Annotated in this window: 10 protein-coding genes; 6 read left to right on the forward strand and 4 right to left on the reverse strand. The window is 60.1% G+C overall.

What is annotated here, in order from left to right; genetic code table 11:
* Positions 1-13: 13 nt before the first annotated feature.
* Positions 14-1,594, forward strand: a complete 1,581-nt coding sequence (locus tag ACYQ14_RS13540) for an acetolactate synthase large subunit (protein WP_459888966.1) — start codon at positions 14-16, stop codon at positions 1,592-1,594.
* Positions 1,595-1,670: 76 nt separating this feature from the next.
* On the opposite strand, the gene ACYQ14_RS13545 is transcribed toward ACYQ14_RS13540, so the two are convergent.
* Together ACYQ14_RS13545 and ACYQ14_RS13550 are read right to left on the reverse strand one after the other, a co-directional pair.
* On the reverse strand, positions 1,671-3,548 hold the full coding sequence (locus ACYQ14_RS13545) for an ABC transporter permease (protein WP_459888967.1): 1,878 nt from the start codon (positions 3,546-3,548) through the stop codon (positions 1,671-1,673).
* A 111-nt stretch (positions 3,549-3,659) separates the two neighbouring features.
* Positions 3,660-4,580 carry an ABC transporter ATP-binding protein gene (locus tag ACYQ14_RS13550; RefSeq protein WP_459888968.1) on the reverse strand — a complete coding sequence of 307 codons (921 nt, stop codon included), beginning with the start codon at positions 4,578-4,580 and terminating at the stop codon, positions 3,660-3,662.
* 338 nt (positions 4,581-4,918) lie between these two features.
* On the opposite strand from ACYQ14_RS13550, the gene ACYQ14_RS13555 reads away from it, so the two are divergent.
* Positions 4,919-5,542: a hypothetical protein gene (locus ACYQ14_RS13555; protein ID WP_459888969.1), complete on the forward strand. Its 624-nt coding sequence runs from the start codon at positions 4,919-4,921 to the stop codon at positions 5,540-5,542.
* A 688-nt stretch (positions 5,543-6,230) separates the two neighbouring features.
* On the opposite strand, the gene ACYQ14_RS13560 is transcribed toward ACYQ14_RS13555, so the two are convergent.
* A complete protein-coding gene (locus tag ACYQ14_RS13560; RefSeq protein WP_459888970.1) occupies positions 6,231-6,491 on the reverse strand; it encodes a hypothetical protein in 261 nt (86 codons plus the stop codon).
* Between the two features lie 179 nt (positions 6,492-6,670).
* Between ACYQ14_RS13560 and folP the strand changes: the two genes are divergently transcribed.
* The 4 genes from folP (at position 6,671) to ACYQ14_RS13580 (ending at position 11,890) form a co-directional block, all read left to right on the forward strand.
* The gene (gene folP, locus ACYQ14_RS13565; protein ID WP_459888971.1) at positions 6,671-9,187 is read left to right on the forward strand and encodes a dihydropteroate synthase; all 2,517 of its coding nucleotides are present in this window, start codon (positions 6,671-6,673) and stop codon (positions 9,185-9,187) included.
* 360 nt (positions 9,188-9,547) lie between these two features.
* Complete coding sequence (locus ACYQ14_RS13570; RefSeq protein WP_459888972.1) at positions 9,548-10,342, forward strand: prolipoprotein diacylglyceryl transferase; 795 nt, start codon at positions 9,548-9,550, stop codon at positions 10,340-10,342.
* Between the two features lie 149 nt (positions 10,343-10,491).
* Positions 10,492-11,646, forward strand: a complete 1,155-nt coding sequence (trpB, locus tag ACYQ14_RS13575; RefSeq protein WP_459888973.1) for a tryptophan synthase subunit beta — start codon at positions 10,492-10,494, stop codon at positions 11,644-11,646.
* Between the two features lie 73 nt (positions 11,647-11,719).
* Entirely contained in the window at positions 11,720-11,890 is a 171-nt protein-coding gene (locus ACYQ14_RS13580) for a hypothetical protein (RefSeq protein WP_459888974.1), read from the forward strand.
* A gap of 63 nt (positions 11,891-11,953) precedes the next feature.
* Here ACYQ14_RS13580 and ACYQ14_RS13585 read toward each other — a convergent pair whose 3' ends face one another.
* Positions 11,954-13,015: a glycosyltransferase gene (locus ACYQ14_RS13585; protein ID WP_459888975.1), complete on the reverse strand. Its 1,062-nt coding sequence runs from the start codon at positions 13,013-13,015 to the stop codon at positions 11,954-11,956.
* Positions 13,016-13,034 lie beyond the last annotated feature (19 nt).

Consider the following 13,034-nt stretch of genomic DNA (forward strand, 5'->3'; position numbering starts at 1 on the left):
CGGAGCGACGCCCATGCCGACAGCATCTGATCTGCTCGTCGACTGTCTCGAGGCCGAGGGGGTCGACCGCGTCTTCGGGGTACCGGGCGAGGAGATCGAGGACCTGCTGTTCTCGCTTCGCGACTCGGAGATCACGTTCGTTCCGACGCGCCACGAACAGGGGGCGGCGTTCATGGCCGACGTATTCGGCCGGTTGACCGGCGAGGCGGGCGTCTGTCTGTCGACGCTCGGCCCCGGCGCGACGAACCTCGTCACCGGCGTCGCGGACGCCCAGCTTGATAAGAGTCCGGTCGTCGCGATCACCGGGCAGGGCGATCGAGAACGATTGCACAAGGAAAGCCACCAGGCACTCGACGTGATCGACGTGTTCGAGCCGGTCGTCACGTGGAACGCACAGATCGCGGACTCCGAAACCGTTCCCGAGTCGGTGCGAAAAGCGTTCAAGCTCGCGGAGTATGAAAAGCCCGGCGCGACCCACCTCGAGTTCCCCGAGGACGTCGCTCGCGAGGAGATCGATGCCACGCCGATCCCGATCCGCGAGCAGGTTCGGCGTCCGGACCCCGACGACGAATCGGTCGATCGAGCCGCCACGTTGATCGAGTCGGCCGAATGTCCCATTATCCTCGCCGGAAACGGTGCCGTTCGGACGCGCGCCGCCGACAGTATTCGTGCGCTCGTCGACCGGCTCGAGATACCGGTCGTCGCGACGTACATGGGCAAGGGTGCGATCTCCGATCGCGACGCCGCGTCGCTGATGACGCTCGATTCGGGGTCGAACGGTGAAGCCTCGCAGGCGGTCGAGCGGGCCGATTGCGTCGTCGCGGTCGGCTACGATGTCGCCGAACACGATCCGTCGGGCTGGAATCCGGACCTCGAGAAGTCGATCGTCCACGTCGATCTCGAGCCCGCGGAAGTGTATCGCCAGTACGTGCCAGAGGTGGAGATCGTCGCCGACATCGGCGCGTCGATCGCTGCGATCGACGATCGAATCTCGGCTGACGCCTGTTCGTTGTGGTGTGAAAATCTCCACGACCGGATTCTCGAGGGAGCGACGACGAAGCCGAACGAGGACGACCCCATCACCGTCGAAGCTGCCCTTCCGCTCTTGCGCGAGTCGATGGCCGAAGAGGACGTGCTCGTCTCGGACGTCGGCACGCACAAGATGAAAATCGCGCAGGGGTTTCCGACCTACGAGCCCAACACCTGCATCATTTCGAACGGACTGGCGAGCATGGGGATCGCCGTTCCGGGCGCGCTCGCAGCCGACCTCGCGACCGACGCGAACGTCGTCGCGGGAACCGGCGACGGCGGCTTCCTGATGAACGCCGCGGAACTCGAGACCGCGACGCGGCTCGACTGCGGGTTCACGGTCGTGGTGTTCAACGACGAAGATTACGGCCTGATCTCCGAAAAACAGCGCGGCCACCGCGGGGAGCAGTTCGGAACCGAGTTGACGAACCCGGATTTCGTGACGTTCGCCGAGTCGTTCGGGATCGAGGCCCACCGTCCCGAAACGTGGTCGGAGCTCGAGCGAGCCTTCGAGACCGCGGTTCCCTCGGACGACCTAACGCTCATCGAGGTTCGCCTCGAGTAAGCACACGAACCATGCGCGTCCTTCTCTTCGGTGCGAGCGGTCGAATCGGCACTCGAATAGAGTGTGTATCTGTCGGCTAATCGACACTATGGTGGCGATAGAACAGGAGTGCGACGCCGAGTGGAATACTAACCAAGAGCAGGAACTGAACAAACGCGACTGCTGGATGGAGGTACCACGCCGGAACATTCGCGCCATACTCGATTTGTGCGACGACAATATTTGTGCCGCGGTTCGGCTGAAGGTCGCTAATCACGCTCGTGGCAGTGCCCGCTGAATTTGGAACGCCGATAATGGCGTTGGTCACGACGTTGAACAACTGCAGCGGGTGTAGCCACCGTATGAAGAGATATAGTGGATTGTCTGGGGGGGCAAACCCGGTTACGCTCGTGCCTGTGAGTGTACTGTACACTGTGTTTGATATCTCGTACCACAGGATATGAACGACCGGGAAAACCAGTACCGCAACACCAGCGGCCGATTGGCTCTGGAGGATAGTCGATATTGAGACCCCCAGGCCGGCCATTCCGACTACAAACACAAGCGTGAATCCGAGAAATACGCCGAGCCTGCTCAGTGGAACTAGTCCATGCTGTGGTGTGGCAACGAGACAGGTGAGGACGACTGCAGAGACGATGGGAAGGGCAAATGCACCTGCTCGCCCGAGAACGATACCAACCAGGGTGTCTCGCCGAGAAACGGCGGTACTGGCTGTCAGTCGAATCGTCCCGGTATCGCGTTCGCGGACGACTGACCGAAACGTTCCAAAGAGGATTCCAATCGCACCGAAGAGGGATAGCGGTGTCTGCAGCGCAGCAAGCGGGACACGCGCCTCGAGTGATTGCTGAACGTACGTTTCTGGAGAAAGACCGGTGACGCCGCCGATAAAAACGAGAATTCCGACCACCCAGACGAGCGGTGTACGGACGAGACGGTGGAATTCACGCCGAGCAAGCGGCTGCCACGAGCCGGGAAGTAAATCGATGAATCCACCTCGTCCAGTTATGCTTCGGAACCGATGACCGCCGAGCCGAGGAAGTGAAGAGTACCGATTTAGAAGCGCACGAAAGATCCCCGTCCGGCTATGGGTGGCAAGGTCGGTGCGCTGGAAGATCGATATGCCACCACACAACGACAAAACAGGCCACATGAGAAGGAAACCGACCCCACTCCACGCAGGGAGAGGAGCATCTGTCGGCGTGTACGCTCCGGTTTCACTAATCGCTCCGGAGACCTGCGAAACGGCTACTTCAGGTCCTACAGGAACACCGAAAAGCCAGTTTGTGAGAACGTTGTATGCGCTCATAAGTGGGAACCATTTGGCGATTTCGAACGCGGTTGCGTACGCCATCTGATCCCCGGGTGGAGATCCGGTTGCGAGCCGCCAGAGAATCGCGAGGGTCACATCGTTCCAGAATACAAGCGCGAACGTCACGACAGTTCCAAGAATAATCGCGCGGGTTGTGGACGAACTAGCAGCGGAGAGGCCGACGATCACGCCCATCCAAGCGAACACGTACACTGTTGAAAAAAAGAGAAAACCGACCAGCAACAGCAGCGAGAAGCGACCATACTGGACGGCGTCGTAGCTAACTATACAAATCGTTCCGATGAGGATTGGAACGAGGAGGGCAATGGCGCGTCCGAATACTGCGCCCAGAACGAATTGACGTCGAGTGAGTTTGGTCCCAGCGAGTATCCGAGCGGTGCCGGTTTCTCGCTCACGGATTATAGAACGGAAACCGAGAGCAGCGGCTGCAAACGGCACGACCGTTGCGACAGCGACCTGTGCGTTCACCAGCATTACTGCATCAGAGAGTATGTGAATTTCCTCAGAATTCGGTTCCATTGCAAATCGGCTTATAAGGATGACACAGATTCCGACTATCCACGGTGTCTTCCCGCGAAGATAGCGCCGACATTCAGTACGGGCAACTGAGATGGAGGGTATCATTACTACTGTAAATGCAACATATCTAACTTAATAGTCTCGATAGTAAACACACCTGATCTGTCGTGATACGGAACGCCACTAGCGCCTCCGCATCCATTACAAGACCCACCACTATCGATCGAGGCTGTTAGACCGAGCGTCGTTCATCGTAACGAAAGCGTCCTCGATAGTTCCTTCTTCGACGGCAAACGACTGGATAGTCGCTTCTGTTCTATCGAGTGTCTCTAAAACCCGATAGCGCGCCGTCCGGGGACACGTGACGACAACGTATTCATCTTCATGAGAGACATGCTCAACACCATCAAGATCACGAATAGCTTTGATCGCAGTAGTGTCGGCATCGGTCTCGATCCGAAGAGCGGTTTCGACACCAGCCATTTCCCGGAGTTCCGTCGGCGATCCCTCAGCAATCAGCTGACCACCAGCGAGCAGGCCGACACGATCGCAGATGCGTTCGACCTGATCGAGAACGTGACTCGAGAAAAAGACAGTCGCTCCGCGGTCACGTTCGTCAGTAACGACCTCGCGAACGAGCCGTACTCCGTACGGGTCGAGCCCGGAGAACGGTTCGTCGAGGATAAGAAGTTCTGGATCTCCCGCAATCGCCATCGCAAGGCCAAGACGTTGGCGCATTCCTTTTGAATAGCTACCAGCGCGCTTATCGGCTGCGTCATCGAGACCAACTCGGTCGAGCGTTGTCTCAGGATTGCCGGTCGTGTCGTTCGCGTCGAGGATGTACTCGACATGTTCGCGACCGGTAAGAGAACTGTAAACACCAAACTGATCCGGGAGGATCCCTGTTTTAGCGTGAATTGCGCTGGCCTCTTGGCGAACATCCATCCCGAGTACAGTCGCGTTCCCCTCTGTTGGTCGGGTATAATCCATCAGGATGTCGATTGTCGTTGATTTCCCAGCACCATTTGGCCCTAAAAAGCCATACACTTCCTCTTTTTGGACAGTGAGTTCGAGATTGTTGACAGCGGTACTCCCATCGTAGCGTTTTGTGAGGGTAGTTGTCTCGATTGCAGTCATCGTATTACTCCCAGAGATGAACCGACACCGTTGCAAATACCGGTGTTTGAATATCGTGGCTCATAGAGGTTATATAAAAAACACAATTATAAAAACTTTCTTAAATAGGGATGAATATGGCCTATAACTAAATTGTATTTCTTTGATGAAAGCCAAATAGAATAGCCGTAGGATATTAATCTAGGATATTGATATTGTCTATGGACAAAACTTATTGCCTATTCTGGATTTTTCATTGACGTGTTCGGGCTCACCGAACATATGATGATTCCATGACTAGGCAAAAGCCAACCGAAAACCCGCAACGATCGACAACCAACCGGCGACAGATCCTGAAAATGAGCGGAATCACGGCAGCATCTCTCGCTGGAGCATCTACAGTAGGATCCGCTTCGGCAGAATCAAACGCCGAACCCGACACTGATTTCACTCCTCAAAGCCGCAAAGAAGTCGTCGGATTCCTCAACGATGTCGACGAGTTCCCCGAAGAACAACAACAACAGTACGCTAATGAGCTTGACGGTGAGCAAAAACAAGCTATCGTGGACCTCTACGCTGATGCTGAATGGGAGTTCACCACATACCAGGTCGACCGCGGTAGCGATCTGCAGCCATTCTCATCGTACGAAACAACAACCGAAGTCACAGTGGCTGAAGGGCAAGTTACCGGCATTGGAACTGTCTATGAACATGAACAGACTCTAACGTGGGATTATAACGGAAGCGACTATGAAAACGTCTCACAGGAACTCGACTACGATCTCGATGGGCCTTTCGCTACATTTAAAGGGAAAACAGAGGATACCATCGACGAACGTTCGACATCCTTCACTGCCACTCTTTCGGCCGAGTACGAAGCCGACGTCCTTGGTTATACGAGGGGAGGAGAAGCGACGATCGTCACACAAGGGGATGAAGACGGCAATTTCGAACTCCTGTCACGGGACGCCCCAACTAGCTAAACACGCAGAGTAGTGGCGCTCCAAGCCTGAGATCCAGGGTCGACCGGACCGCACCAATCGGGTTCGACCTGTAGTCGACGGGTGATCAGAACGGATGATCAGGAAAGTGCTGCTACTGGCAGACTCTCTGCTTCTTTTACTCCCTACTACGGGAAATTCTTCGGGGCGTGTACTCCGCTGTCTGATCCCAATCACATCCTTTGTGTTCCATCACACCCTGGATAGTTGATTCTCGAATGATCCGAGCGTCTGCTCGTCGAGGGGACGGACGGGTCCAAGCCGATCGTGCGGGCCCACGCCGACGAGCTCGAGTGGTCGATGGTCCATCGGCTGCGCAAGTGGTCGGTAGAACGTCGGTTGCGAGGCCGATCGGAACTCTGTCGAGTACGAAAAGAGACCACGACTCGGTCGTTGGATCGGCGCAGCCGATTATCAGTCTGGGTTGGACGATCCCAAGTTCTCGAAACGACGTCGCGATGGCGAGTGTCGTGACTTTCCGACACGTACCGAAAGCGGACAGTTCGCGCGACTGAGCCTGCTCCTCGTCGTCTGCGTCTTCATCGATTCTACGATTCCCGTCGATGGAATCGGTACTAAGCGATAGCCAAAGTGGCCCAAAGAGAGAGAATTCCAGTTGCGAACGGCAGACCCACTCGAGGGTCGACCGCTACGCTGGCGCCGTCGAGGCCTACGCGACGTATTCGGTCGGATCGACGGACTCGCCGTCGATCGAAACGTCGGTTTCGCCACCGGTGACGGTAATGTCCGTTACTTCGCCGGAGAACTGGAACTCGAGGTGATCCGAGTCGACGGCTCCTTCGACGGTGGTCCCCGAAGCGATGATTGCGTCTTCGAATGGGTCCTCGGAAACCGGTTTGATGGTTCCATCGACGGTAATTTCGAAGTTCGACGGCGTTTCGGATCCTCCTATCGTCAGTAGCTGTGTCATACACTGCATCAAATTCGAACACCACCTCATAAGTTTTCCCTCTCATAGAACAGTAAGAAAGTCCGAACGTCGAGAATCCCTGACAATCAGCGGCGCGTATACGGGCCGTTTGCTCGCAGTATAACCGACACTCCGGGCCGTTGCGCAACCCTAAAGCGGACGGACTCTGTGCAGCAGATATGGAGTATCACGAGGCGGCGGATTTCCTCTTTGGTCTGCGACGATTCCGCCCGAAACCGGGGACGGAATCGACGGCTGCGCTCCTCGCCCACCTCGAGAACCCGCACGAAGACATCGATTTCGTTCAGGTAGCGGGCTCGAACGGAAAGGGGTCGACGGCACGGATGCTCGAGCGAACGCTTCGCGAAACCGGCCTCTCTGTCGGGATCTACACCTCGCCACATCTCGAGGATCTGCGCGAGCGCGTTCGTGTCGACGGGCGCAAGATTCCTCGCTCGGCGGTCTGTTCGTTCGTCGAGTCGAGTCGAGACTATATCACCGAACGCGGCGCGGACGGCGAGTCGCCGACCTTTTTCGAGACGATGACCGGCCTCGCACTGTGGTATTTCGGTCGTGAGGACGTCGATGTCGCGATTCTCGAGGTCGGTATCGGCGGCAAGTTCGACGCGACGAGCGTGGTCGACCCGATAGCGAGCGCCGTGACGAGCGTCAGCCTCGAACACACCGGAATTATCGGCGAAACGAAGGCGGAAATCGCGCGAGATAAAGCACACGTCGCGCCCGCGAACGCACCGCTCGTGACCGGTGTTACCGACGAGACGCTCGAGCCGATCCGCGACGTTGCGGGCGATGTCGTGACGGTCGGAAGGGACGGCAAAGCGCTCGCGAACGAGTCGACTGATCTGGAATCGAGCGATCACCGACCGGACGTTCGCGTCGCGTACGGCGGCCGGGTGAATCACATCGAGGCCGAAATCGAGATCGACGGCGGTGATTGGGGGCTCGAGACGCAAATTCCGCTACCGGGCGAACATCAGGCCGAAAACGCGGGGATCGCTGCGACGCTCGCTCGACAGGTGACCGACGTTACCGACGCCGAACTCGCCCGCGGACTGCGAAACGCCCACTGGCCGGGCCGGTTCGAGGTGCTCGACACCGAGCCGCTGGTCGTTCTCGACGGAGCGCACAATCCAGCCGCGTGCGAGCGAGTCGCCGAAACGCTCTCGACCTACGAGTACGACGACCTCCACCTCGTCTTCGGCGCGATGCACGACAAGGACCACCGGGGGATGGCGGCGGCGCTGCCGACGCCTGACTCGCTCATCGCTTGCGAGCCGACGCTCGACCGGGCCGAGGACCGGGCCGTCCTCGCCGAGGTGTTCGACGACGCCGGCCTCGAGACCGACAACGTACACACCGAATCGGCCGTTCAGGACGCCCTCTCGAGTGCGCTCGAGGCCGCGGGAGAGAACGATGCGGTGCTCGTAACGGGCTCGCTCTTTGCCGTCGCCGAGGCTCGGTCTCGGTGGACCGCGGCGGACGTGCTAAAGCGGATCCGCTCGCTCGAGGACGCCCGCGAAACGCTCGAGGGCGCACAGGTCACGGAGAAGGGCGTCTACCGAATGCGCGGGAAGGCCGTCCACCGCGTCGTCAAGACGAACTTACAGTACAGGCAGGCCTCGTATCTGAAACAGGAACTGTTGAGCCTCGGCGGCGAGTGCGCCCTTTCGGGACTCCAGCGCGAGGACGAACGGACCGACGCCGTCCTGATGGGGACGCTCTCGCAGTTCAAGCGATTGACCGACAAGCTCGAGGCCCAGCCCTACGGGTTGGCCGACGTCGCTCGCGAGCTGCGCGAGACGCTCGAGATCGGCGTCTCGGGACCCGACCATCAGTACCCGTGGCGGGATCGAACGGCGGTGATGGGCATCCTGAACGTCACGCCCGACAGCTTCCACGACGGCGGCGAGTACGGCGACCTCGAGGACGCCGTCTCCCGCGCCGAGGCGATGATCGACGCCGGCGTGGACGTGATCGACATCGGTGGAGAGTCCACCCGCCCGGGTGCCGATCCCGTCTCGCTCGAGGAGGAGATCGACCGCGTCGTTCCCGTCGTCGAGCGGCTCAGGGAGGGTTCGTTGGCGGACGACGTGCTCATCTCCATTGACACGCGCAAGGCGGCCGTCGCCAAGGCGGCACTCGAGGCCGGCGCGGACATTTTGAACGACGTGTCGGGTCTCGAGGATCCGGAGATGCGCTTTGTCGCCGCGGAGTACGACGCGCCGCTGATCGTGATGCACAGCATCGACGCGCCCGTCGTTCCGGATCGGGACGTCGAGTACGACGACGTCGTCGAGGACGTGATCGACGAACTCACCGAACGGGTGTTGCTCGCCGAGAAAGCGGGGCTCGACCGCGAGCAGATCATCGTCGATCCGGGGCTCGGATTCGGAAAGTCGCCCCGCGAAGGGTTCGAACTCCTGGGCCGGACGGAGGAACTCCGGGCGCTCGGCTCGCCGATCCTCATCGGTCACTCCCACAAATCGATGTTCGATCCCGTTACCGACGAGTCGGACGACCGACTCGTCCCGACCGTCGCGGCAAGCGCCCTCGCGGCCGACCGCGGGGCCGATATCGTCCGCGTTCACGACGTGCCCGAGAACGTCGCCGCCGTGAAGACAGCCCTCGCCGTCGGAAATCCGGATCTGGTGGCCGACGACGAACTCGAGTGGTAGGTCGGACTCGGCTTCCCACGGACTGGTTAGGAAACGATCATATATATCCGCTCTCTGCACCGGAGTATGACCTCGTCCGCTGTCGATACGCCGCTTGATTCCCCACTCGAATCGATCGCGTTCATCGTCGGGTTTACGGTGATTTTTCGTCCTAATTCAGGTCGGATTGATAGTTCCTCCTGGTGATCGTCGCCGGACTTGAACCTGGCCGTGATCTACCTACTGTACAAGGTACTGGTCGCCGTCGAAGCCATCTCTCACGAAAGCTGATCTCGGCCGTGTAGTCAGCTGCCGGCCCACGTTTCAACCGTCTCGAGTACGTATCCTCTCCGAATGCGGGCCTCGCCCGCGACTACTACAATGACTGAGGACGCTCTTTCCGACGCCGCGGATGAACCGGGTCTCGAGACGAACGACGGTGACGACGATAGCGCGCAACCGGGACTCGAGGCGGCGAAGTCGCTTCTCTGGACGGGCGCGAGCGACGGCTCGCTGGCGCTTGCCGGCGGTGGCGCGTTCGTTCTGGCGGGCGTTCGATCGATCGTTCGAGGCAGGTTTCGAGCGATCGGACAGCTCGCGCTTGGTGGCGGACTCCTCAAACTCGGCCAGTATCAGCGACGGAACCGCGACGGAACGGCGGTAGAACGGGCGCTCGACCTTCCGGGTGCCCTTGACGGCGAAGAAGACGACGAACCATCGTCGGACGAAACGGATGGGAAAACGAGTTCCGACGAGGCACACGCGGCGACCGAGCGCCACGACCTCGGTCGCGTTTCACAGACCGACGCGGAGGGCGACGTCAGCGCCGATGCCGAGTTCGGGGCCGCCCGAGAGGACGACTCCGAGTCGGAGATCGAATTCATCGAGGAAACCGACGCCGAGCCTCGAGACAGACCGGGGGTCGATGCCGAGAATGACGATCCAAGACGGAACACGGGCGACGAGCGGGTCGAAATCGACGTCTCGGATTCGGCGCTCGCGGATGAACCGGCCGAGGCGACCGGTCCGGATCCGGAACAGGCCCAGCCGTCCCAGACGGAGGGAACAGAGCCCGAGGGAACCATCGAAGAGGATGCGTCCCACATGCGGGCCGACACCCCGGACGAGAGCGGGGATGACGAGGAAAACGAGAGTGGCGAGGAAAGCGAAGAGTGAGGTGTTTGTTGAGTCTCTGTCTGCAAGGAAAACCAGTGGTGACAACTTTGATCGAAACGTTGTTTCGACGGTTCGATACTACGATCAGAGACTTCGCCGATGACTTTCACAAACATACATTATGATGAAGGCGTAACTGCACCCAGACTATGTCTCATGGAAACTTCGAGGGGTACGGCGGTCGACACGTGCCGGAACCGCTCCAAGAGCCGCTCGAGCAACTGGCGACCGCGTACGACGAAATCGGGACCAGCGACGAGTTTCAGGCCGATCTTCGGGATCTGCTCGAGGAGTTCGCTGGCCGACCGACGCCGCTGTATTACGCCGGAAACCTGAGCGAGCGCTACGGAGCCGAAATCTACCTCAAGCGCGAGGATCTGCTCCACGGCGGCGCTCACAAGATCAACAACGCGCTCGGCCAGGCGCTACTCGCGAAACGAGCGGGTCGGGATCGGCTGATCGCTGAGACGGGCGCGGGCCAGCACGGCACCGCGACGGCGATGGTCGGTGCCTTGCTCGGCCTCGAGACGGAGATCTACATGGGGAAAAAGGACGTCCAACGACAGGAGATGAACGTTTTCCGGATGCGATTGATGGGTGCCGAGGTCAACGAAGTGACCCGCGGCGGCGAGGGGCTGGCCGACGCCGTCGACGCCGCGCTCGAGGATTTCGCCGAAAACGTCGAGGACACCCACTACCTCGTCGGGAGCGTCGTCGGGCCGGACCCGTTCCCGCGGATGGTCCGGGACTTCCAGAGCGTCATCGGGACGGAGGCTCGAGAGCAGTTCCTCGATCGGACGGGCGAACTGCCTGACACCGCGGTCGCCTGCGTCGGCGGCGGTTCGAACGCGATCGGATTGTTTCACGCCTTCCGAGACGATGATGACGTCGCGTTCTACGGTGCCGAAGGCGGCGGCGAGGGTTCGGACTCAAGTCGCCACGCGGCACCGCTCTCGAGCGGTAAAGACGACGTTATCCACGGGATGAAAACCCGCGTCATCGACGAGGACGTCGACGTCCACTCCGTCTCGGCAGGACTGGACTACCCCGGCGTCGGCCCCGAACACGCCATGTTTCGCGCCGTCGGTCGGTGCGAGTACAGCGGCGTCACCGACGACGCGGCGCTGGCCGCGTTCAGAGAACTCAGCGAAACGGAGGGGATTATCCCGGCCCTCGAGTCCAGCCACGGACTCGCTCGAGCGATTCAACTGGCCGAAGAGACGGATCACGAGCAGATCCTGGTCAATCTCTCGGGGCGAGGTGACAAGGATATGGAGACCGCCGCCGAGAAATTCGACCTGTAGTCGTTCGGACGCTCCTCCGGAGATAACGGCTGTTACCAAACCTATTTGTTGGAAGAAAATTATTTTCAGAGTAATGCCCGACGACGTGATCGTTCATCGCCTCAACGTCATCATTGTCTTGATCATCGCCGTCCTGGCCGTCCTGCTGTGGCCCGTTTTCTCCCAACTTCTCGTCTACGCCGTCGTCCTGTTGTTTCTCGCCGTCGCCGGGGCAATCGGTTGGTCGCTCGCGCAGTCGATCTGAATCTTCCCTCGACTGCCCGATTCACCTTCCCTTCCCCGATCACTGCTCTCCTGTACGCCCTGCTCACAGTATGCCAGCGTCTTCTCGAAGCGTTCGATACGTCTCGAGATATCGCTCCCGAATCGAACGCTCGTCGTAGGCGGCGAACCGGTCGTCGTAGTCGCGGTACTCGAGGTCGCCGGCGCTGACGATAGCGTTCGTCAGTTCTTCCTCGCTGGTGGTTCGAAAGCCTCGATCCCAGCCCTCGACGAGTTCGTGAGCGCTCGAGTCCGCGTGGTACTCGACGATGCCGACACAGCCCGCGGCGAGCGCCCAGAGCATCTCCGTCGGAAAGACGCAGTGTTCGGCCGTCTGGGCGAAGACGTGTGCCCCGCGGTAGACGGCGATTCGGTCCTCTCGGGGGAGTTCGCCGGCGAACGTGATCCGATCCTCGATCCGAAGATCGCTGGCCAGCCCCTCGTAGTACTCGCGCTCGGGGCCGTCGCCGATGACGACTGCGTTCCAGCTTCGGCGTCGCATTTCGGCCAGCGCGAGCAACAGGCTCTCGAGGTTCGCTCCCTCGTCGAGGCGGCGGGCGTAAACTACTTCCACGCGCTCTCCGGGGGCGACTCCTCGTATCCGCTCGGTATCGATCTGATTCGGGATCGGCGTCACCTGTTCGCTGTCGGCTCCGATTTCTCGGACCCAGGTTCCTACGAGCTCCGAGGGAGCCACGATCCGGTCGGGCTGGTTCGTTGCCCACCGGGTGACCCTGTCGTCGCCGACGCCGCCGTCGCCGTACCACTCGACGACGAGCGGGACGCGAGCGAGTCTCGAGCCCCAGTTGGCCGCGATACCCTGTTCCGGCGGCTGTGCGTTCGCATGGATGATGTCGGGCCCGAACCTGGCGAGGACGAACGGGAGCCGAAGCAGAAACGACGTTTGGGCGTCGAGGCCGGTCGACACGCCGTGGTAGGTAATTCCGTCGCGTTCGAAGACCGACTCCTCGCCGGGCCAGAACTGGGCACAGAAGACGTGGACGTCGTGACCGCCGTCTCGGAGCAACTCGAGGACCGCCTGAAACCGCTGGTTCGTCTCGGTATCGCGGTGATCGACCGTTTCGAACGAGACGAACGCGATGTGCATATGCCGTCGGGACGTAGCC

The organism is Halostagnicola bangensis, assembly GCF_054653435.1.